At 41.4% G+C, this 21,022-nt stretch carries 22 protein-coding genes and 1 riboswitch; of the genes, 18 read left to right on the forward strand and 4 right to left on the reverse strand.

Going from position 1 to position 21,022, the window contains the following annotated elements; all coding sequences use genetic code 11:
- Positions 1 to 379 precede the first annotated feature (379 nt).
- The 4 genes from OCV52_RS23420 to OCV52_RS23435 all read left to right on the forward strand — a co-directional run bounded on the left by OCV52_RS23420 (position 380) and on the right by OCV52_RS23435 (position 4,142).
- Complete coding sequence (locus OCV52_RS23420) at positions 380 to 610, forward strand: GNAT family N-acetyltransferase (protein WP_233090532.1); 231 nt, start codon at positions 380 to 382, stop codon at positions 608 to 610.
- A 122-nt stretch (positions 611 to 732) separates the two neighbouring features.
- On the forward strand, positions 733 to 1,026 hold the full coding sequence (locus OCV52_RS23425) for a LysE family translocator (protein WP_261900888.1): 294 nt from the start codon (positions 733 to 735) through the stop codon (positions 1,024 to 1,026).
- A gap of 119 nt (positions 1,027 to 1,145) precedes the next feature.
- Positions 1,146 to 1,391 carry a LysE family translocator gene (locus OCV52_RS23430; protein ID WP_315973372.1) on the forward strand — a complete coding sequence of 82 codons (246 nt, stop codon included), beginning with the start codon at positions 1,146 to 1,148 and terminating at the stop codon, positions 1,389 to 1,391.
- 837 nt (positions 1,392 to 2,228) lie between these two features.
- Positions 2,229 to 4,142 carry a hypothetical protein gene (locus OCV52_RS23435; RefSeq protein ID WP_137406780.1) on the forward strand — a complete coding sequence of 638 codons (1,914 nt, stop codon included), beginning with the start codon at positions 2,229 to 2,231 and terminating at the stop codon, positions 4,140 to 4,142.
- 397 nt (positions 4,143 to 4,539) lie between these two features.
- Here OCV52_RS23435 and OCV52_RS23440 read toward each other — a convergent pair whose 3' ends face one another.
- Complete coding sequence (locus OCV52_RS23440) at positions 4,540 to 5,091, reverse strand: hypothetical protein (RefSeq protein WP_137406781.1); 552 nt, start codon at positions 5,089 to 5,091, stop codon at positions 4,540 to 4,542.
- A gap of 313 nt (positions 5,092 to 5,404) precedes the next feature.
- Positions 5,405 to 6,148 carry a hypothetical protein gene (locus tag OCV52_RS23445; protein ID WP_137406782.1) on the reverse strand — a complete coding sequence of 248 codons (744 nt, stop codon included), beginning with the start codon at positions 6,146 to 6,148 and terminating at the stop codon, positions 5,405 to 5,407.
- 971 nt (positions 6,149 to 7,119) lie between these two features.
- Here OCV52_RS23445 and OCV52_RS23450 point away from each other — a divergent pair.
- Entirely contained in the window at positions 7,120 to 7,527 is a 408-nt protein-coding gene (locus OCV52_RS23450) for a GFA family protein (RefSeq protein ID WP_004738846.1), read from the forward strand.
- A 134-nt stretch (positions 7,528 to 7,661) separates the two neighbouring features.
- Positions 7,662 to 8,153 carry a signal peptidase II gene (gene lspA / locus OCV52_RS23455; RefSeq protein WP_004738847.1) on the forward strand — a complete coding sequence of 164 codons (492 nt, stop codon included), beginning with the start codon at positions 7,662 to 7,664 and terminating at the stop codon, positions 8,151 to 8,153.
- A gap of 199 nt (positions 8,154 to 8,352) precedes the next feature.
- Here lspA and OCV52_RS23460 read toward each other — a convergent pair whose 3' ends face one another.
- Together OCV52_RS23460 and OCV52_RS23465 are read right to left on the reverse strand one after the other, a co-directional pair.
- Positions 8,353 to 9,339 (reverse strand): hypothetical protein, encoded by a 987-nt coding sequence (locus OCV52_RS23460; RefSeq protein ID WP_137406783.1) that lies wholly within the window; start codon positions 9,337 to 9,339, stop codon positions 8,353 to 8,355.
- Between the two features lie 215 nt (positions 9,340 to 9,554).
- The gene (locus OCV52_RS23465) at positions 9,555 to 9,878 is read right to left on the reverse strand and encodes a hypothetical protein (RefSeq protein ID WP_137406784.1); all 324 of its coding nucleotides are present in this window, start codon (positions 9,876 to 9,878) and stop codon (positions 9,555 to 9,557) included.
- 458 nt (positions 9,879 to 10,336) lie between these two features.
- Between OCV52_RS23465 and OCV52_RS23470 the strand changes: the two genes are divergently transcribed.
- The 12 genes from OCV52_RS23470 (at position 10,337) to thiM (ending at position 20,929) form a co-directional block, all read left to right on the forward strand.
- Complete coding sequence (locus OCV52_RS23470; RefSeq protein WP_137406785.1) at positions 10,337 to 11,308, forward strand: hypothetical protein; 972 nt, start codon at positions 10,337 to 10,339, stop codon at positions 11,306 to 11,308.
- 350 nt (positions 11,309 to 11,658) lie between these two features.
- Positions 11,659 to 12,756, forward strand: a complete 1,098-nt coding sequence (locus OCV52_RS23475; protein ID WP_137406786.1) for a YdcF family protein — start codon at positions 11,659 to 11,661, stop codon at positions 12,754 to 12,756.
- A 107-nt stretch (positions 12,757 to 12,863) separates the two neighbouring features.
- Entirely contained in the window at positions 12,864 to 13,115 is a 252-nt protein-coding gene (locus OCV52_RS23480; protein WP_004738856.1) for a DUF2999 family protein, read from the forward strand.
- A gap of 227 nt (positions 13,116 to 13,342) precedes the next feature.
- Entirely contained in the window at positions 13,343 to 13,732 is a 390-nt protein-coding gene (locus tag OCV52_RS23485; RefSeq protein WP_008216358.1) for an ASCH domain-containing protein, read from the forward strand.
- 129 nt (positions 13,733 to 13,861) lie between these two features.
- Complete coding sequence (locus OCV52_RS23490) at positions 13,862 to 14,599, forward strand: helix-turn-helix domain-containing protein (protein ID WP_102424256.1); 738 nt, start codon at positions 13,862 to 13,864, stop codon at positions 14,597 to 14,599.
- Between the two features lie 80 nt (positions 14,600 to 14,679).
- A complete protein-coding gene (locus OCV52_RS23495; RefSeq protein WP_137406787.1) occupies positions 14,680 to 15,597 on the forward strand; it encodes a DMT family transporter in 918 nt (305 codons plus the stop codon).
- Positions 15,598 to 15,694: 97 nt separating this feature from the next.
- Positions 15,695 to 15,806, forward strand: a riboswitch (TPP riboswitch).
- A 98-nt stretch (positions 15,807 to 15,904) separates the two neighbouring features.
- A complete protein-coding gene (gene thiD / locus OCV52_RS23500) occupies positions 15,905 to 16,789 on the forward strand; it encodes a bifunctional hydroxymethylpyrimidine kinase/phosphomethylpyrimidine kinase (RefSeq protein WP_170222419.1) in 885 nt (294 codons plus the stop codon).
- Positions 16,779 to 17,543 carry an ABC transporter ATP-binding protein gene (locus OCV52_RS23505; protein ID WP_137406788.1) on the forward strand — a complete coding sequence of 255 codons (765 nt, stop codon included), beginning with the start codon at positions 16,779 to 16,781 and terminating at the stop codon, positions 17,541 to 17,543. Before thiD ends, OCV52_RS23505 begins: the two co-directional genes overlap by 11 nt.
- Positions 17,536 to 18,351, forward strand: a complete 816-nt coding sequence (locus OCV52_RS23510; protein WP_137406789.1) for an ABC transporter permease — start codon at positions 17,536 to 17,538, stop codon at positions 18,349 to 18,351. The genes OCV52_RS23505 and OCV52_RS23510 overlap by 8 nt, the downstream gene beginning before the upstream one ends.
- A gap of 118 nt (positions 18,352 to 18,469) precedes the next feature.
- Positions 18,470 to 19,426 (forward strand): ABC transporter substrate-binding protein, encoded by a 957-nt coding sequence (locus tag OCV52_RS23515; protein WP_105023691.1) that lies wholly within the window; start codon positions 18,470 to 18,472, stop codon positions 19,424 to 19,426.
- Between the two features lie 8 nt (positions 19,427 to 19,434).
- Entirely contained in the window at positions 19,435 to 20,115 is a 681-nt protein-coding gene (gene tenA / locus OCV52_RS23520) for a thiaminase II (RefSeq protein ID WP_061032307.1), read from the forward strand.
- A 28-nt stretch (positions 20,116 to 20,143) separates the two neighbouring features.
- The gene (thiM, locus tag OCV52_RS23525) at positions 20,144 to 20,929 is read left to right on the forward strand and encodes a hydroxyethylthiazole kinase (RefSeq protein WP_137406790.1); all 786 of its coding nucleotides are present in this window, start codon (positions 20,144 to 20,146) and stop codon (positions 20,927 to 20,929) included.
- Positions 20,930 to 21,022: the final 93 nt, after the last annotated feature.

Here is a 21,022-nt window from a genome sequence, read left to right on the forward strand (position 1 = left end):
ATTATGCGTAAGAATTCTGTATTTTGTGAAGTGATAAAGCATAAGCTACAGAGGACGTATTGATCGTGTTGAGTGTAAATGTGTATCTTCTCTAGTATCGGTTTAATAGATAGCAAGCGATTAGCAATCAGGGGGAATAGTGAGCATCAATATCAGGAATGCAGAAATTAGTGATGCAAAGGCAATCAGTGAGTTGATCTTACCTTTAACAAACAAATATGTTTGCCCAACTTGTGATGTGTCGGTACACAGTATTTTGCTCGATTCAATGTCAGAGAAAAACATGGAAAAATATCTGTCTACAAACTATAACTATGTTGTTGCAGTAACCGAGAATAATTAAGTCGTTGGTGTAGCTGGAGTACGAGACAAGTCACATCTGTACCATCTATTCGTAGATGATGATTTTCAAGGTCATGGGCTCTCCCGTCAATTATGGGAAACTGTTAAACAAAAAGCATTAGAAAGCGGTAATAGCGGTCTATTTACGGTTAACTCTGCGGTAAATGCGGAAAGCGTATATTTGCGTTTTGGTTTTAAACGCACAGAAGGCGTTAGAAATCGCCAAGGAATGGTTGATATTCCAATGGTGTTAGAGTTTGATTGCTAAAAATTTGTTTAAGAATGATTCGCGACACTTGGTAGTTTTACTATCCGTTAGTTTCGATCTTTATGGCGTTATGCGGCGGGCGGCCCTGGTATTACGTTGCTTATCCCTTAATAGGAAATATCATGAATTTTGAAAATTGGTTAGCTTTTTGCTCAATTGCACTTATTGCGGCAGCGATTCCTGGTCCTGCGATATTGCTAGTATCAACGCATAGTCTAGAGTTCGGGGCTGCACGTGCTCTTATTACCGCGGCAGGTAATGTAACTGGACTTTTTATTATGTCTACTTTCTCTATATTAGGATTAAGCGCGCTAGTGATTGTTTCTTCAACAGCTTTTACGATCATAAAAGTAATTGGGGCGTTATATCTCTTATATATGGGAGTAAAATTATGGCGTAATGGCGTAATGGCGTAATGGCGTAATGGCGTAATGGCGTAAAACTAAAAACAGCCGACAGCACATACCCAAAAAAATTTAGTGCTCGGAGCCTTTATTCTCAAGGGCTTCTCATTTCACTAACAAACCCTAAAGCAATTATATTTACATCTGCACTTTTTCCACAGTTCATTAATGCCTCAGAGTCTTTGTTTAATCAATTTTCAATACTAGTTACTACCCTTATGATGTGTTCATTTTTGTGTCTACTCTCATACTCTTTTTTGAGTCAGAAGTTAAAAGCTGGGGCTAAAAGCTTTGTATCAGGGAGCACTATCGGAAAGGTGTTTGGAACTACATTTATCAGTGCTGGTGCAGCTTTGGTAATGTCAACTCATAGATAATTGTGAATTAGTACAAGTTTGAAATGCAACTATCCCAAGATAGCCACCGATCATGGTGGCTTTTTTGTGCCTATTGCAGAGCCCAGCTAAAACACAAACAATCCACGGAAAACGCACAACTCATGCCCGCAGAGTCGCGTTATCGGTCTCATATTTTCGCAAATTTTGTCACTTGTCTTAACATGATGCTAGCGAGTTGTAAGGTTTATAGAAAGCACAAAGGAGGGGGAGTGTTTACGAGGATAAATTAATTTGTAGGGTGCCTAATAAAATTGCGAAGAGTGCAAAAAATTGAAATTTTGAAGATCAGCTATGAACATTATTGTATCGATTCTATTCTTATTGAATAAGCGCTGAGCGTGAATAGAGAATTGTAGCCCACGGATACCTTCGAACGTAAGTGCGCCCCAAATTATAATTTTTAATGCCTCACTCAAAAATTGGAATTACCTGACCTCTTAGTATGATAAGTGAATAAAAGTGATTGGTTAATTTTAGTTATGAATAATAGACGTTTATTTTCGTTTAGGCATAGTAAATGGATATTCGAAGTCCAAAATAAAATTATTCCAGTATATATGGTGAGAGTGAAAATTAATTGTTAAGTATGTTTTAATTTTGTGAAAAATAAAAATCCTATAAACAGCAATATCCTAAGTGGTTCGGAGTCTTTACGAGTATTTATTAGTTAGTTGATGTCTTAAATGATAACTTAATAATATAGGTGCTTTTAGTTGATTTAATTTGATATGCAACTGGATTTAAGTATGATGCATGGAACTAATACTATAAACGTAAAAACGGTATTACAAGATACCGTCCTAAAGAGAGTCAGTTATGCCCAAAAATTTCTTCATTTCCATGTTGGCGTTATTATTGTCAATAAACGCCGCACATGCTACCTCCCTGTCTGATAATTTAAAAGACCATATATATTCTAGTGAATTAGGTGTCTATCATTCTAGCCTTAATAATGAAGAGTCAGAAGAATTACTTCTCAAGCAATTAGAGGTTGCGAATGAATGTACAGTCAGTCCTGGACACTGTGAGCATGCGATATACTCGCTTTTAATTACAGCACAGATAAAAGTAAGGGAGACGGGTTCTACACCCGCTCAGCAAGAACTGTTGTATCTTCAAGATGCATATACTCAGTTAGAACAAGGCGGCAAAAACCTCACAGCATTCGATGTTCCATTGAGCTTTGTGAATATACGAATAAGCCTAATGAAGCAAGAGCTTCTTAAAGACATATTAATAGCGAACGCACAAGCAACGCCCATAGAGTTTAAAGGAGCTTATGCCACATTACTCAAAGAATTAGAGGAGAATCAATTTGAACGTCTTGATATTCCATTCTTATCGGAAAATTTTAATTTTGAAAACAATCTCTCTAGGGCTTACCTGCTATTATTACAATCTATTTTGAGTAGCTACTCTCAAGGTAATATTTTAAGCCTACAAATGAATGAACTGATGAGTTCTACAATCGGAGAAACATTAAACAAGCCAGGCAGAGCGGTGCGCTGTGAAAATTGTACAACATCCTTTATTGTTGAATATTATAACGATTATTCACCCATTAAAAGCTACGGTGAAACAAACGTGGCTGAATTTGTATCCAGAAGATCACTCGCAATAGAGGGATTCGATAATTATCGCATTGCCTTCCCACACTATTACGTCCGTGAAATCATCCCTTTTTTACTGGGTTTAAAAACATATGTTCATGAGAATGCGCCTTATTTTATCGATCGCACTCGAAATTTGAATGATTTAAGTGATAACGAACGTCTCATGATTTTTCAAGAAATCAAAGATGCAATTAGAAGTGAAGGCGTAGAACTGAGCTTGTCGAGTATTGCAAATATGACATTCAGGTGGCTTACTGCTACCGGTCAAATGGAATCTTTACTTTCTTCAGGAGTTAAACTGGCGTCTCTTCGCTCAGGTCGGTTTGATCCTGGTTCCCATAATAAAATTTTTGCGGTAAATATTTTTACAAATGTTGTGTTGAAGAAAATACCAAGAATACTTGAAGGCGAGGTTTTAAGGTATGGATGTAGCAGGAGTGAGTGGCGACTACCTACTGTTTTATATATGTTACTAGAGGATAGGTGTGTATTTACTCCCACTTTCCAAAAGGGCGTGTTTTCTATCACAGCTTCTACAACTTTTCATGAACAAGATGAGTCCGAATACGTGCTCTCTGTCTATCATAAGCCGACGAACACAACATTATTCAGCAAGACCATTTCTAACAAGCAAGAAATAAGGCTTTACAGAGCAGCGCTTGGGGCCTTTAGTACCAAAGATTTAATCCTTTACATTCACAACAATAACCCTGAGGTAAGAGAAGACATAGCATCAATTCAACTTTCCGACCTAATGTTTGAAACTGGTTTTGGTGGGGTTATAAAAAATAATGTGTTTTATTTTGTTAGAAAACTTAAAACGCCTGAGTTCAATCAATTTAGAGCGGAAGATTATGGTTGTCCATTTTTCCAAAGGACCGAAGAGCAACAGATAGATTGTCTCAGAGACACACTTAACACACATCGGCTGCCAAACTACTTCTATAAAAATATGGAGTCCATTGGCCCAGCTTTTTCTGGATTACATACTTCGCTCGAAGACATCATTCAAAATGAAGATCGTGCAAAAAAAGAAGCGGAGAGACTGGCAATAGAGGAGCTAGTAGAAAACGCACTGAGTGGACAAGGGTGGGGCTCAGGAAATGGCCCCTACTGATTTACTCACTAATTGAATATGCTGTATGTCCGAATACCAAGTTGGAGCAAAGTCAAATTGGCCAGTGAAGTAAGCTTTTAGATGAGCCATGGAAGTGCGATGCACTATATTTGGGAACTCTATCGTCATCTCAAACATCATTGAACCATTTTTCTATGTAAATTAGCTTGGTATTCAAATTAGCGACAATAGTAGACCGTTCGTTTAATCGCTGTGGAGCTTCTGCATGAACAGCGAGGGGAGAAAGTTTCAGACCCTCGCTGATCATAGGCAGATTCTAAACTGGGACTTTCTTAATCACTTGCATAATTAGCAAAAGCACGAGCAAAGCCAATGAATTTTAGAGTACAAGTACTGCTTTTTGAGTATGAAAAAGTTAAGTAATTCACTCATATTTTTAGTTAGTCATAATTACTGGAACTTCAACATCGCAAAAAGTGATTTGATTTCCTGAGTTATCTGTAAACCCGTATCTTTCATTTACTCTATCTACAATTTCATCAACTGATGTGTCATAAGCCCTGCTGTCAGAATATTTTTTAGGGCGTTTTATGCGATCAGCACCGTCCCAAGACTCATAAAAATAAAGCGACTTCGATCTTAACCAGCACTCAGCTCCTTGAGCTTTGTATGCCGTAAACCAAACACTTTCGTTTCGATTATTATCGTAGTCTGCGAAATGTGAAACTTGAAAAGAACTAAAAGAAGCAAATTTATCCCTTAATACAAACCAACTACGCCAAGAGTTTAAGTCATAACCAACAGCGAGAATATCAACGTAAATGCTTTGATCAAACCAAACATTGATATAGTGATTATCTGCAGTGATAAGGCTAACACAAAGTCCAGATGGCTCTTCACGACAATTCTGAAAATTAGCTAAAGATGAGAAACTAAGTAAAGTTAAAAATAGAGGTATTAATAGGTATCTTATCTTCCAACTGACCATATTGCTAATCCTGTTACTAAGTAAAAATTACTGATAAATTAATATAATTATATTGGTGAGAATAAAAAGCCTTTAACCATCTAGAACGTGAATAAGATAATTAATCATAATGACTTTGCGAAAGATACTGGTTTGATTGAAGAGTCAAGGCCATAATTGGTAGCCCGATTTTCATACCGTTTCAACGAGCAAAAGCCAGTGCTGATAGATTGAATGCTGGCTTTTTTATAGAGTTTGCAATATCGGGCTCATACTTGAACGCTCAAATATAGGAATCAGCTTGAGACTACCAGAGTGTATCTTTTTGTGTGTATCAATCGAGGGAAGCTCTCTTAATGTTCAATAAAACCTCGCCGCTGTTATCTTGATCTGTGTCAGCTAAGAACAAATTTATCTCGCCTTGAGTCGAAATCAATACTTCTTTATCTTCTACAGCGACAAGACGTTTAACGCCTTCAGGGTCTACAAACGTTAAGCCAACACTGCCAAATTTGTCATACGCAGTATTATATATGGCGTTATTTTTTATTATTGATACAGCATAGGTGGTATGCGGTTCAACAGTATGTGTTAGGTAGTTTCCGTTTATGGCATTCATCGTATGCTCTTCAGCGTTAATGGTTAGAATATCACCTTCAACGTCCGGCTCTCCTATGATCATTAACTCAAAATCATATATGGTTGTCTCCCGAGTACTCCAAAGAATAAAATCGATATCACCACTCAAGAAAGTGTCCCCAGAGCCTACCCAACATTGATACTGACCAGGTCGGTATGTGATTGCAAAAGATGAACTGAAAAGCTCGCCCTCTAAAAAAGGGCGAAAGTAGAACGGATTGTAATCAGCAATGCTGTTGAACTTGAAACAAAGTTCTTGGACTGATTTAAACTTAGTACCAAAGTTAACATTACCACGCTGGTTTGCCGCAAACTCGAGTTCAGGATAAGGTATTTCTATTGGGAAACCATTGTCCATTTGTGCTTTGGCAGTTAGCTCAATAGCTGCATTGGCATAAGTCGCAAGCAACAGAGACGCGCAAAGGATCTGTTTTTTCATAATATATATCAGCCTAACTTGTTGTTTTAATGAGCCTGCTTAATATATTTACATTTTCCAGATATGCAACCTGTTTGTTATCGAGTTGTGTGTTGATTACATTCTTCTTTTGACCTCAAACGTTGTGACCTGATTAATTCGTTTCTACAACCACTTTTTATTACCATTATGTAAATCTACTGAACTAGTAAAAACGGCTCTATCAAGTGAATGGATCGTTTTGTCGACTTACTTCTACTGCTGATGGGATTAAAAGATTCCCTAAATCAATATTTACTAAAGATAACCCCGAGAATCTGCCTCTGAAAGCATGGAGGACTATGCGGAATAGCGGTTCGAGAAGCGTTGGAAAGGAAATGCTGTCACATGCTGAATTGTTTTCACTCAGACTATAGGGCATTTTTGAATTAAGAGAGCATGACCACGTTAGCCTAAACCGTGGATATAAAACCGACAATGCCACCTAGGTAATCGACACATTCGAACCAACGCATAACTTCTCTTGATCAGCAGGCGATTAAAGTTAGTTAGCTCCTATTTGATTGTTTTGATGAATGGTCGGTTTGATAAAGTCAATCTTACTTGTGTAAAACTAGTTGCGCATACCGTTGCTGGGTACATGTACTTGAATTTTAGTGGACTAAGGCTGTTGCCTCCGCGAGAGATAAATTTGTATAAAATATGTTTCACAATAGTCATAGACAGAATTTGTTTGTCAATCCTAGTTGGAAGCTGTTTATCAGAAATAATCAAAAACATGTATTTAACAGATTGGAAGCTTCCTCAACGAGTAAAACGTTGTTTTCACTTGAAATTAGTAGCCTATTTTTTGATTGTGGTAGTTGAAGTGATTCCAATGACGTTTGTAAAGTGAGAGGGCCGAATACAGTCGATAGGAATTGAGATGATATTTCATGGTGTGGTGCTATAAGTGCTGACGGATATTCGTAAACTAAATTCAGGAAAAGTAGATGTACAAAGGTAGCTGTTTGTGTGGTTCAATCCAGTTTGAACTTGACGGTAATATAACTGATATTATTCACTGTCATTGCTCATTGTGTCGTAAAGCGAGTGGAAGTGCTTACGCTACAAATGGTTTTATTAATGCGCAAGATCTGAAGCTAACAGACCATAGTGATTCGCTCACCTTTTACGAGAGCAGCGAGGGTAAGCGGAAGTATTTTTGTCGGACTTGCGGTTCGCCATTATACAGTTCAAATGCTCAATCTCGAGAAAGGTATCGCCTTCGCATAGGGGCATTAGATAGCGATATATTGGAGCGTCCCCTTTCTCACAACTTCGTGACTTCGAAAGCTAACTGGGAAGATTTAAATGTAGAATTGCCTCGATACCATAGGCATGAGCCGGGGCGGAAATAGCCCTACACAAAGACTTTATAAAGGTGTTTAACTCCTTACTTTAGACGCATCTAAGTTGATACTTTTTTAGAATACGAGAAACGTTTACTGCGCTTGTGCAGGGAGCAATTAGACTTTAATAACGTAGAGGTAATATGGAATTAAAAAAGAGAATACAGGTGGTAACAGTTGTCGCCTTCTTGTGCGTTAGTATTGATCAGATAACAAAGCTTATTGCTGCTGAGTACTTGCCCAGGAACATGATGCGTAGTTATTTTTTCGACACTCTTCGTATTGGCTATACTGAAAATATTGGTGCGTTTTTAGGCTTGGGCAATGGTCTATCGGATGAGATCCGATTTGGTATTTTTGTTTTGGGTGTGAGTCTCTTCTTGTGTTTAGGCATTACTTACTTAATGACAAGTCCTCGATTAAGTACGAACTCGTTGTTTGCAATCTCAATGATTCTATCCGGAGGAGCGAGTAACCTTTATGATAGAGTGATAAATAATGGCGCGGTGGTGGATTTTCTCAATATAGGCTTTGGTTCATTTCGTACTGGTATTTTCAATATTGCTGATATAGCTATAGTCGTAGGTGCTCTGTTACTACTATTATTGGGCAGTAAACCTGAAACGGGTAGGTAATTGTCTTACGATAAACGGAGTAAGAGTTACAACATTTTGAATTGGTTGATAACAGCCACTTATTTATTGCTAACCACTAGTTTAACCCCAGCGGGGTTTGTTTTTCCTATTCTCATTTTTGAGGATAACAGGCAATGTTGTAAAAGAAGCTTAAGTGGCCAGTTTAGTTTGGTCACTTAAGCTTGAGTCACTTTTTTATTTATTCAGCTTTAATGCCAAAGTAACTATCTTGAAGTAAATATGGGGTACACATTGCCGGAGCTTGCATTGGTTGATTCATAGATTGGAAATTGATCGTACGGTTTAGTGGATCGTCTATAGGTTGTGAGACTAATGGGATAGTCCCAATATTTGTCGTGTCATCGAACAGGTTATGGTAGATGTTTGTGTAGGTACTTTTGTTATCAGACTCAGAATAAAAGAATGCATCTTCTTCTGAACGAGAGAATGTAACGTTTTCTAGGGTTAGCCCGTTGATGTCAGAGTCAGCTATCTTATCTACTATGCTGGTTTTCCCATTATCCCCAGTAGGTTCACCGATAACTGTTATATCAGCTAGTGTAACGTTCGTTAAGGTTGACCTAGATACACTCCTACTAAGCAGAGATAGCGGCGATGACGACTGGCGGCTTACAAATGCATTCAAAAGCTCTAGGTTGTTAATACTAGAGCGAGAAATACGTGAAGAGAGTAAGTCTTTAATGGCTGCCAATTTTACCCCCACAAGATCAATTGAGACATCTGTAAGCTCTTTGTTATCAAGTGAATAAAACAGCTGGTTGAATGGTGCACCTGTGGTTTCTATGTTTATGAATTTGACGTTTCTCCAATGGTCATCGATCTCAAACAAGTGATCAAAGCTGTTTTCATTATGGATAGAAGTGTTTTTAAATGTGATGTTATTTAAATTTGCCTTGGTTAATTTATATCCTCTTTCACTTTGGAAGTTCAGGTTCGTGATGGCATGGCCATTACCATTGATTACTCCCGATAGGCTTTCAACTAAGGTCGGGGCACTTGTACAATCTAGATTATCGACAATATCGATGTACAGTGGTCTGTTTTTTTCATTGTATATGTCTACTAGCTGATCACAGCTAGTTACAGAATAGTAGCTTTGAGCAAATAGCGTTGGTGAAAAGAGTACTGGTATAGAGGCAGTTAAGAGTGGTAATAAACGTCGCACGTAAATGATTCCTTTAGTTTTTTGTGGAGCATGCGAAGTTAGTTAGTCTTTCGGATGTATGCAACATAATCATATGGATTAGGTTGCACATATCACAAATATGAATGAATTGTCGATTCAAGTGTTTGGTGTCTAATCGTAGAAGCTGAACCTGAATGAGCTAAGATACGATTAGTAATACCGAATACTAATCGTAGCTTATCAAACAGTCTGGATCAGTTTGCTAACAAGCTTTCCTTCATTCCAATTTCACAACCTACAAATGTCGATTCGGATAGTTCTACATGCAAGTAATAGCGCTCCGGTTGGTTCATCGCCTGTTGGAAAGTGCCAATGCATCTATCTAAACGTTGTGGTTTCTCGTAAGCGCTTTGTCGCCACTCGATGCGAATTCTCTGCCCCGTGTACTTTTCGACGCCACTCAGGCTATGTTGCTCACCGCCGAGTTTGAAAGCGGTGACTTGATCAAATAAGAATAATTCGCTGGCTGAAGCTGTGTTGAACGATAGTAGTGCTAATAATGCGAGTTTAATTTTCATTGGGAGTAGCTCTTTAAAATAACTTTCAGTTACGCAGTTTGTGGACTTTACCTTTCACTTATGGTGTGAGAGATAAAATTAGTCATTAATAAATTAGAAATCTTAGATGTTAAATTTAATGGTGGTGATACCAATTAATTTAATTGGAGGTTAATATAAGCATGGTTTCAACTTTATAAATATTTAATTTGATATCCTTTATTTTAATTTCAGTTATTTAGAATGTGAAAGAGATAAATAAAGGTCTATATTTATATTTTTAACTTTAAACAAGATCATCAACAGCTAGTTATAACTCATAGTGTTTTGTATGTTTATTGTTTTAATTGTATTTTATTCTTCTTGTATAGTTGATTGTAATCACAGATGGATTTTTTATTTTTTAATTCATGCTTTACTGGGTTGAACTTTTTATCAGGATAAAAGATATTCTCGCCAAAATATGAAGGAAGTAAATAATGAAGAATATCACCCCACTAGTAATGTTATTAATTTCAGCGAGCGCTGCGAGTGAAACCTATATTGTTAGCCCGAATACAAAGCACGGGCTCCCAACCCTGACTGAAGAACCTAATCTGTATCAAGCACCTAGTTTTGACTTTTTCGACTTTAGTGAGGGGTATTTGGCACAGAGGGCTGAAGCCAGTGCCTTGTTACCAATAGCGCTTAATAGCATAGATAGAGTGTGTATTAGTACTACCTTTAGCGAGATAGATAGAGAGGAGCGTTACCCGCAATCCGGTGTTTTGGTCTATACGTATGCGACAAACGCTCAAGGTAAAAAAACGCACAACACTACTATCGGTGACAGAATACCGTTGGCAGAAGTATCGCAGCATTGTTTGGACGAATCATCATGGGTTTATGATAATTGGTTGGCAGACAAACGTATCGACTTTACCCCTTATAGCTCAGCGTTCGCATTGATTGAAAATGTCGATGTCGTGGTTGAAGGAGACTTATCTTTGTCTCAAGATCCTGTCGAGTTTGTTGAGCAGTATTTTGATTTCATCACTAAGGTCGGTTTTAACCAGTCTGCAAGTTTCTATCATATGGATGCCATTAGAGAACTCAAATCAATCATTATGGAAGGCCTTCAAAATGGAAATCAGAACGTTCTTGATATCGTGAATATTGCCTTTGGTACCGGAGCTGCTAGAGAAGACATCGCGGTTATGGATGATAAAGTCTTTATGAATACTTTCCTAAATATTCGCAAGATTGCTCAAGGCTCCAATACTGCTAAATTATCTTCTTTCAGTGTAATTAATGACTTTGATTACCAAGGTCAAAAGTATATTACGGTCGAGAAAAAAGAGCAGTTCGGGGACCGAGTTACTACACAGTATGAAACTATTATACTAAAGAGCGATGGAGATTACTGGATGTTAAACCTTTCCGGTAACATCAAAGCACTTCTTGCTGTGTAACTTGTTTATACGGGGTTACACGAGATTTTCTCTAAACACATTAAGAGAGACAGGAAAAGGGCCTCTATGTTGGAGGTTCTTTTGTTTGAAATTCTGTTCTTGCATTGATGTCATGGTATACGAGTTATTCTGTAGTTTGAGGGAAGCAAGGTTCGCGTAGCTTTTTCAAACTGAAATTTTATCAGCAAACACGCTTACTGATATTGTCAAAATCGTGATCTCCAGTCATACCTTATGTAACAAATGAATATCACCTGTAGATACTTTGGATTAGTTCACAGTTTTTTTGTCCCAGCTGCTTACATTAGGCAGAAAATCTGACGTGAACACTTTTCGACACAGGACCCCTCATGAAAAAGAACATTATCGCCCTCGCTCTTGGCGGCATACTAGCCTTTGGCACAGCCCCATTTTCTTTTGCTGCTAACGATGGCGCAGTTCAAGCTTCTGCCGATTACGCTCAGCTAGTGACGAAGCGACAGGTTGTCGACCAATTACTTCTTGATGCATTGCAAGCGTTTAAGTCTCCGGCGAGAATTTCTCACGCCGGTTTCACAGCAAAAATGCCAAGTAACATGGAAATTGTGACCAACCGACTGCTAGAGGCTTACCAACTAGAACCTTATCGTACTGACTTACTGATCTCGGCAGCGAACGCTCAGATTTACAACAAAAATGCAGAGCGCGCGATTGAGCTGTTTGAACAAGCACTGACGGTTGCACCAGACGATGTTGACCTTCATGCTTATCTTGCGGTTTGGCAGCGATTTGAAGGCAATGAAAGTGAATCCAATAAGCACATGGAGAAGCTAGAAAGCCTGAACGAAGGTAAGGCTGAAGATATTAAACGCATTTTTGCGACGGTTGATCGCGTGTTAGAAACACCGCTTAAAGAATCTGCAGACAAAGGTTTGCTGGATGATCACGGCGCTATCGTTACTCTAGGTTATGCGCTGAATCCAGACGGCTCAATGCATCAGATCTTGATTGAGCGTCTTGAGACAACTCTAGCTATGGCTAAAGCGAATCCGGATGCGATGATCGTGTTAACGGGTGGCGTGCCGAAGAACCACAAGACTGAAGGTAAGTTGATGGCGGACTGGCTTATTGAAAAAGGGGTAAGCAAAGATCGCATCATTGAAGAAAATTATGCGACTAGCACGGTTGGCAATGCCTTATTCAGTAGTTATGCGTTAGCTCGCCACAACATTAAACACGCGACGATTATTAGCTCGGCAAGCCACGTTCGCCGTGGTCAAACTCTATTTGAAGTGGCAAGCTGGCAAACTGGACCTCAAGGCATTACTTTCGATACGGTTTCTTACCCTGATAAGCCACTTTCAGAACTCAAGAAAGCAAGTGATGGTGAGCTGCTAGGTATCTACCGTGACGCTCTTCGTACCTATGGTATGTGGAGTTACCGCTCTTACCCGTTAGAGTCTCGCTAGGTTTAGCGTTACTTCACACTAGGCAAAGTATAAGTTGCTAGTACAATCGAGCACAGCTAGATGGTATGCTGTGCTCCTATTTTATTTAGTGTTTCAAAGGTAAAAAGATGAACCCGATTCTAGCAATGTTGAAAGAGAACAATATTAGCGACGCGCAAATTAGCGAGCTATTCCAAACGTTGACTGAAAACCCTCTTGCAGCAATGGCGACGATCAGCCAACTTGGTTTACCACAAGACAAGCTTCAAATGCTTATGGGGCAGGTAATGCAAAACCCTGCGCTAATCAAAGAAGCCGTTGAAGAACTTGGCCTAGATTTTTCTAAGGTTGAAGCCGCTAAAGAGCAACTTCAAAAGTAATTGAGTGTAGAAGGCAATTTAGTTAATGAGCGATCACCAGTTAGGTTAACAGCTCTTAGCCATGCCAATCAGACTTGAGTTAAAAAGCCGTTTGAGTAGCAATACTTAAACGGCTTTTTTGATTTTGTGATTCTGTACTCATGTGAACTAAGCTCAATATAAAGTAACGGCTGCGCTTACTTGAGTTATGGTAAGCAGCACGAAACAACATTTAAAAAAGAGGGCTTATGAATTCTTACAAGCTGGAAATCTACCAACGACCGCTAGACGCAATAAAGAGTGGCGCGAAGCGTGTTGAGATAAGAACAAATAACAGTTATGAGGCCATTCAATATGACCAGCTGACTAAAGGAGACCACATTGCTTTTCAAGTGATATCAGGTCCACCGTTTGTTGGTTTAGATGTGATTAAGCCAAACGCGCTGACTGTCGAAGTATTGGACGTAAGAAACTATCCTGACCCAAGAGCGTTATTGATGACAGAGGGACTAGGAGTGCTATCTAATTTGAGTGATTCAATTGATGAGGGCGTTGAGCTTCTCTACAGCTTTCACGAATACAAAGAGATGATCCCGGTTCACGGTATCTTTGCTATTGAGATTCGCGTTATCGAATAGTATCGCTATAGGGGAACGGTCACTATTTACGAGAAGTGTGACTAACTGCAGATGATAAGTTAATGTGTCTCAAATACTTTTACTTGTATACAGTTACCTTTACGCACTTAACCAACGTCGGCGTTGCTCATGAAATCTAGCTTAAGCATTCGATCTTACACCAAGCAATTTAATACTCATGCCCATGACGGCTACCATCAACTGGTGTTGCCTATTCAAGGGAGTATTAGTATTGAAATGGTTGGGTATGTTGGAAAGGTCGCTGTTGGTGAATGCGTGGTAATTCCAGTCACTACAGCTCATGCGTTTAAGGCGGATGAAGCGGCACGCTTTATTGTTGCGGATATGGTGGAGTTACCGCAGCACTTGTTAGAGCATGAGCTTTCGGTGTTCACGATAACACCACCTTTAATGAGCTTCTTGCTGTTCGTGGAAAAGCAGTTGGAATACCAAGTGGACAGTGGCATTGAATCATCTATCTTAGATGTGTTTTCACTGCTATTAGAGCAACAAGAAGTCAGCAAGAGCATCGACCCTCGTATTCGTGCGGTGCAAAGGCTTATTGCGGATAATTACGCCCAGTCTCTCTCTATTTCTCAGCTTGCAGAAACGGCTTGTTTGAGCCCCACTCAATTTAAGAAGCGCTTTAAAGAGTGTATTGGAATCAGTGCCCTTAAATACATCACTTGCTATCGTATGGAGAAAGCACAAGCCTTGCTAAGCCATACTGATTTACCTGTTCAATTGGTCGCAGAAAATGTGGGCTATAGCGACTTGTCTGCGTTCAGTCGACGCTTCTCTCAGCACTTTGGCATGTCTCCGAGGGCGTTTTTAGGTTCAATGAAAGAGAGTCTTTCAAAGCAATAATAGCGTCCTTTTGGCAAACTAAATCTAGCGTGTGTTCACTATTATCTAGTTCAGAAATGAAAATAGACTAGGTAATAGTAATGAATCTTGCCATCAATCGCGTTAACGAATTCCAAACGGGCACTTTAGCCATCGTGTTTGCTTCTGTTTTATGGGGTACGACAGGTACAGCCGCAAGCTTTGCGCCGGATCTCAGCCCGCTAGCGATTGGCGCGTTTTCAATGGGCGTTGGTGGCTTAATGCAAGCGGGCTTGGCGTATCGGAAGATCTTATCTTCACTTGATAAGCTTTTGCTCAACAAAAAGTTGTTAGCCGCGAGTGCATTGGCTTTGGCGATCTATCCTTTGGCTTTCTACTCTTCGATGAAATTATCGGGTGTCGCGATGGGAACTGTGGTGTCGATAGCTACTGCTCCGTTCTTTTCTGCGCTTTTAGAGTGTCTTATTAGCAAAAATAATAATATTAATAAACGTTGGCTGACGAGCTTTGCCATTGGCGTGGTTGGTATTGGACTATTGGTTTTTTCTGAGTCGTCAGTAGGGAGCGAACCTAATGATGGCCTGAAGCTTTTAGGTATTGGTTTAGGTTTGGTTGCTGGGTTGTGTTATGCCATTTATTCGTGGGCGACAAAAGCTCTGATAGACCAGGGCATCAAGTCACAAGCGGCGATGGGCAGCATATTTGGTTTAGGTGCAATGTTGTTATTACCAACGTTATGGTTCACTGGTGACAATCTATTCGCTTCAAGTACTAATATATTCGTGGTGAGTTACTTGGTGTTACTTCCTCAATGTTTGGGTTATATCGCGTTCAGTTTCGGGTTAAGACATGTCACGGCAAGTAGTGCGAATTTGATTACTTTGCTTGAGCCAGTTGTTGCCGCCGTATTGGCTGTTTGGATTGTGGGGGAGCGGATACCTTTGGTCGGTTGGATAGGTATGTTGTTGATAGTCATGTGTTTATCCATTCAATCACAACCAAATAATCAGCGAAACTAAGTGCTTGTTAACAAAGCTAAATTGAATTTTATTCATGCTTGTCTCTTATAAATGAATAAAATGAGTATCTCAGTCGCGAGAGTGCTGTTACTATCGTTATCAATAGTCGGGGGGCATCCACCTTAATTGGTATTTGCTGAGATCGTTATTCGAGACCCGTTGAACCTGATTCAGTTAACACTGGCGTAGGGAACTATGATGACTTTGTCTATGTGGTCTAACAATGAGCTCTCATTGGTTTCACTTCCACACTCTCTTTACGGCCAAAGTTCGGTTCTCTTACGTCTTTTAGATAGTAGGAGCGACCATGACGCAGCATTCCAACACTCAAGCGCCACTCAAGAATACACAAACACCACAAAACCAATCTTCGGTGGTCAATACTCCGATTGTTTTAACCATTGCAGGTTCCGATAGTGGCGGCGGCGCAGGTATTCAAGCGGATATTAAAGCCATGTCTGCAACGGGTAGCTTCGCTTGTTCGGTGATTACTGCGATTACCTCTCAGAATACCCAAGGCGTATCAGCCATTTTCCCAATCCCACTTGAGCATGTTGCCAGCCAATTAGATGCGGTGTTCACCGATTTGAATATCGTGGCGGTAAAAGTCGGTATGTTAGCGGATTCGGAAATCATCAAAGTCGTTGCAGACAAAATCAAACAATACCAGCCCAAACACTTAGTAATTGACCCTGTAATGGTCGCGACAAGTGGCGACCTTCTCTTAGAAAACTCGGCTATCACCACATTAAAACAAGAGCTGATTCCGCTCGCTGACATCATCACGCCTAATTTGCCAGAAGGCGCTGCACTGACAGGAAAAGCCGTTCCTGAAAGCGAAGCCGAAATGCAGGATATGATTGAAGACTTACGCGCTTTAGGTGCTAAAGCCGTTCTGCTAAAAGGTGGTCATCTAGAGAAAGATGAAAACAGCAATGACTTACTGATTCTACCAACTGCATCTGCTGTCATTACCGCGAAGCGTTTTCCTACCAACAACACTCATGGAACGGGCTGCACGCTCTCTTCTGCTATTGCTTCTTTCTTGGCTCAAGGCAACACGCTTCCAGAGGCTGTCGACTTAGGTAAGCAATACATTTCACGCGCGATTGCCCATGCTGACGAGTTGAAAGTAGGTCAAGGTCATGGCCCAGTAAATCACTTTTTCGCTGGGCACGGTAATGTCCGTTAATACGGTTAGCGTTCAACTTAGCAATACGACGTTGCGTTACCGAGATAGCGAGTACGCGACCCTGTCGGGGCTGTCACTTAACTTAAGCGCAGGTAAGTGGACAGTGCTGCTTGGGCGAAGTGGTTGTGGGAAAACGACGGTATTGCGTTATTTAGCAGGTTTGTTGGGCGACAAGGTGGAGTGGCAGGGCACATTGGTAACGTCTGATGAACTGCCTTTAACCAATCGCATCGCTTACATGGCACAGCAAGATTTGTTACTGCCATGGTTGTCGGTTATCGACAATGTATGCCTGAGCCATCGCTTCCAAGACACTACGAACAAGCATCAAAATGCAGACCAAAAGAACCGAGCGTTCGAGTTACTCGCTTCAGTTGGTTTGGCCGATTACGCGGATACTATGCCGGATCAGTTGTCTGGTGGTATGCGCCAGCGTGTTGCTTTGGCTCGAACCTTAATGCAAGACAAGCCAGTGGTGTTGATGGATGAGCCTTTCTCAGCACTGGACGCGGTAACAAGACACAAGTTACAGAGCTTAGCCTGTGAACTATTAAGAGATAAAACCGTTGTGTTGATCACTCATGATCCGCAAGAAGCAGTGCGTTTGGCGGATAACTTGTATGTGTTCCAAGGCACACCTGCGAGCGCTCACTCTTTATCTGTGCCTCACACGGCGACGCCACGAGTGCTCGATGGTGAGTGTGCCGAGTTGCAACAGGCGATCTTAGACCAGTTGGAGCGTGATTATGACTGATTTAACGCGAAGTGAAGCTGTCACTCAGCCAACGAACGTGCAGGCTAGGTCTGAGCGTTCAACTCAGATTAATCCCGTTATGCGTTTGCTTATCAGCAGTGTTGTGATTCTCGGCTTATGGCAACTTGTGGTCGTTGTTTTCGAAATGCCAAGCTTTATTCTGCCGGCTCCTGCTGAAGTTTTCCTCAAGCTAATTGAACGCTATGACGTGTTGCTCAAACACACTTGGGTAACTGCACAAGAAATCTTGCTAGGGCTATTACTAGGTCTGACGATGGGGCTGTTTTTCGCTCTGCAGATGTTGATGTTTGACCCATTGAAACGCTGGCTGTTGCCGATCTTGATTGCTAGCCAAGCGATTCCTGTATTTGCGATCGCGCCAGTACTGATGCTGTGGCTTGGCTATGGTATCGCCTCAAAAGTAGTGATGGCGGCGATCATAATTTTCTTCCCTGTAACTACCTGCTGTTATGACGGCCTGCGAAATACTCCGACTGGGTATCTTGATCTCGCTAAGACGATGGGTGCATCGAAATGGCAACTGCTACGCCACATTCAACTTCCTGCTGCTCTGCCAACATTGGCGTCGGGCATTCGTGTGGCAGTGGTTATCGCTCCGATTGGCGCGGTTGTTGGCGAGTGGGTGGGTTCGAGTGAAGGGCTAGGCTACCTAATGCTGCAAGCCAATGCGCGCATGATCATTGATGAGATGTTTGCTGCCTTGTTTATCTTGGCGGTGCTCTCTATCTCGCTCTACTTCATCACAGACAAATTACTCAAAAAAGCTATCCCCTGGGGGAACCAATGATGGCTAGCTCAATAACTCTTTGTTTAATAAAGCTTCGCTCAGGCTATTTATCTAAACAAACCACGTTAGAAATTAGATCGACAAACACAATAATAATATTCAAAAGGAAAGGTTAACTATGAAAAACACCAAATTGGTAGGTGCAGTGGCACTGCTTGCTTCGCTAGTTTCAGGTCATGCATTAGCGGATTCGGAACACAAGAAACTGACACTGATGTTGGATTGGTTTGTAAACCCGAACCACGGCCCCATTGTGATTGCTCAAGAGCGTGGTTACTTTGCAGATCAGGGCCTAGAGATTGAAATCCAAGAGCCAGCTGACCCAAGCACGCCAGCAAAACTCGTTGCAGCAGGTAAGGTCGATCTCGCAGTAACCTACCAACCAAGTTTAACTATGGATGTCGCTGCAGGCTTGCCTTTGGTTCGTGCATCAACCCTAATCGCCACACCACTGAACACGTTGATGGTGCTGGATAACGGCAAGAACGATTCACTAGCGGATCTGAAAGGCAAAAAGATCGGTATCGCGATTGCAGGTAATGAAGAAGCGACGATCGGCACCATGCTAGCTCAGGAAAATGTTGAGTTTACTGACGTCCAAACTATCAATGTTGGTTGGGCACTGTCGTCTTCACTGGCATCAGGCAAAGTAGATGCAATCTGGGGTGGCTTACGTAACTTCGAAACGAATCAACTAGCCCTTGAAGGCTTTAAAGCCAAAGCATTCTTCCCAGAAGAGCACGGTGTGCCAGCTTACGACGAGTTGATCTTTGTGGCGAACGCAAAGAAACACGACGACGAAGCAATCAAAGCATTCAACAAAGCACTTGAGCAAGCAACCACTTACATTGTGAACCACCCGCAAGACTCTTGGAGCGAGTTTGTGGCGTATTCGCCAGATACGTTAAACAACGAGCTTAACCAACGTGCATGGAACGACACATTGACTCGTTTTGCACTTCGCCCTTCTGCGGTAGACATGAAGCGTTACGATGATTACGCGCAGTTCATGTTCGACAAAGGCATTATCAAATCACTACCAAAAGCTGCTGATTACGTACCGGCTTTTGACTAAGGAATCTCATGAAATACCAAGACTTAATCCAAGCCTGTCAGCAAGATTGGCAAGATTACACCGAGCATGATTTTGTTAAAACGCTGGCAAACGGCACTCTTGCTCAGCCGTGTTTTCTGCATTACTTGAAACAAGATTTTCTGTTCTTGAAACAGTATGCCCGTGCTTATGCATTGGCGATTTATAAGGCAAAAACACTAGCTGATATGCGCCGTGCTCTGCCAAGTGTTCATGCTCTATTGGATTCTGAAATTTCTCACCACGTGACTTACTGTGGTCAATGGGGCTTAACGGAATCTGATTTAGAAAACGAACCAGAAGATTTCGGCACCGTCGCTTACACGCGATACGTTTTAGACGCGGGTATGACGGGGGATCTTGTTGATCTTTATGCGGCATTGGCTCCGTGTTCAATTGGTTATGCTGTGATTGGTAAAGCGCTATTAGAAAGCAGTGACACTGTTTTGGAAGGTAACCCATACGCAAGCTGGTTGCAGCTTTACGGTGGTGAAGAGTTTCAGTCTGGCGTGGCAACAGGCGCTGAGTATTTCAATCAGCTACTGGCTGAAATTGATATCAACAGCGAGCGCGGCCAGAACATCGTGCATATATTTAAAACCGCAACGCGTATGGAAGTGGCTTTCTGGCAGCAAGGTCTGAATGCACTGAATGACTCAACAACGGCTTAAAGCGACTTTTACGAATAAGGACTAATCCATGCTAACTGAACAAATCATCCAATCGCTGCGCGCAGTACGAGAGCAAAAGCCACTGGTTGTGAATATTACTAACTATGTGGTGATGAACAATACAGCCAATGCGTTATTGGCAATTGGTGCTTCGCCTATCATGGCGCACTCGCAACAAGAGCTGGTTGAGATCATGTCATTTTCTGGCGCTTTGGTGATCAACATTGGCACGCTCGACAGTGTCTGGGCGCCAAGAATGTGCTTCGCGGTTGAACAAGCGAACGCGAACAACAAGGTTGTGGTGCTTGACCCAGTCGGTTGTGGTGCAAGTACGCTGCGTACAGAGACTTCTCGTCAAATCGCACGTTTAGCGGATAAGCTAATCATTCGTGGTAACGCGTCTGAGATTATTGCATTGGCGGGCGAGCAAGCGCAGAGCAAAGGTGTGGATGCGCTTGATAGCAGTGGTGCTGCGTTAGGTGCTGCACAATGCTTAGTGGCTGAATACGGTGCAAATGTGGTGATTTCAGGCGAGACGGATTATGTTGTCACCAAAGACAGCGTAGTAACGTTAAACAATGGACACCAAATGATGCCGTATGTGACGGGTATGGGTTGTACTTTAACCGCACTGACTGGCGCATTTGCTGCTGTTGGTGATGAAAGCGGTTTGGCTGCCGCGGCGGTATTAGGTGTGGTTGGTGAAATTGCTGCTGAGAACTCTCGCGGTCCGGGTAGCTTGCAAATGAGCTTGCTTGATGAGCTATATCAGTTAGACGAAGAAACTCTGATTCAACGTTTGAAGATTCAATAAGGTTCATCTGCACCTAAGAAATCAGTTAGAAGCCTAACTTAAAACGCTTTAGTTATAGAAAAGCCCCCGACACTTATGTGTTGGGGGCTTTTT

It is taken from the genome of Vibrio chagasii, from assembly GCF_024347355.1.
Classification (GTDB): Bacteria; Pseudomonadota; Gammaproteobacteria; order Enterobacterales; family Vibrionaceae; genus Vibrio; species Vibrio chagasii.

Coding starts and splice junctions, on each gene's coding strand:
- OCV52_RS23425 (WP_261900888.1), top strand. CDS start 733: ATGAATTTTGAAAATTGGTTAGCTTTTTGCTCAATTGCACTTATTGCG.
- OCV52_RS23435 (WP_137406780.1), top strand. CDS start 2,229: ATGCCCAAAAATTTCTTCATTTCCATGTTGGCGTTATTATTGTCAATA.
- OCV52_RS23440 (WP_137406781.1), bottom strand. CDS start 5,091: ATGGTCAGTTGGAAGATAAGATACCTATTAATACCTCTATTTTTAACT.
- OCV52_RS23445 (WP_137406782.1), bottom strand. CDS start 6,148: ATGAAAAAACAGATCCTTTGCGCGTCTCTGTTGCTTGCGACTTATGCC.
- OCV52_RS23450 (WP_004738846.1), top strand. CDS start 7,120: ATGTACAAAGGTAGCTGTTTGTGTGGTTCAATCCAGTTTGAACTTGAC.
- lspA (WP_004738847.1), top strand. CDS start 7,662: ATGGAATTAAAAAAGAGAATACAGGTGGTAACAGTTGTCGCCTTCTTG.
- OCV52_RS23465 (WP_137406784.1), bottom strand. CDS start 9,878: ATGAAAATTAAACTCGCATTATTAGCACTACTATCGTTCAACACAGCT.
- OCV52_RS23470 (WP_137406785.1), top strand. CDS start 10,337: ATGAAGAATATCACCCCACTAGTAATGTTATTAATTTCAGCGAGCGCT.
- OCV52_RS23475 (WP_137406786.1), top strand. CDS start 11,659: ATGAAAAAGAACATTATCGCCCTCGCTCTTGGCGGCATACTAGCCTTT.
- OCV52_RS23480 (WP_004738856.1), top strand. CDS start 12,864: ATGAACCCGATTCTAGCAATGTTGAAAGAGAACAATATTAGCGACGCG.
- OCV52_RS23485 (WP_008216358.1), top strand. CDS start 13,343: ATGAATTCTTACAAGCTGGAAATCTACCAACGACCGCTAGACGCAATA.
- OCV52_RS23490 (WP_102424256.1), top strand. CDS start 13,862: ATGAAATCTAGCTTAAGCATTCGATCTTACACCAAGCAATTTAATACT.
- OCV52_RS23495 (WP_137406787.1), top strand. CDS start 14,680: ATGAATCTTGCCATCAATCGCGTTAACGAATTCCAAACGGGCACTTTA.
- thiD (WP_170222419.1), top strand. CDS start 15,905: ATGACGCAGCATTCCAACACTCAAGCGCCACTCAAGAATACACAAACA.
- OCV52_RS23505 (WP_137406788.1), top strand. CDS start 16,779: ATGTCCGTTAATACGGTTAGCGTTCAACTTAGCAATACGACGTTGCGT.
- OCV52_RS23510 (WP_137406789.1), top strand. CDS start 17,536: ATGACTGATTTAACGCGAAGTGAAGCTGTCACTCAGCCAACGAACGTG.
- OCV52_RS23515 (WP_105023691.1), top strand. CDS start 18,470: ATGAAAAACACCAAATTGGTAGGTGCAGTGGCACTGCTTGCTTCGCTA.
- tenA (WP_061032307.1), top strand. CDS start 19,435: ATGAAATACCAAGACTTAATCCAAGCCTGTCAGCAAGATTGGCAAGAT.
- thiM (WP_137406790.1), top strand. CDS start 20,144: ATGCTAACTGAACAAATCATCCAATCGCTGCGCGCAGTACGAGAGCAA.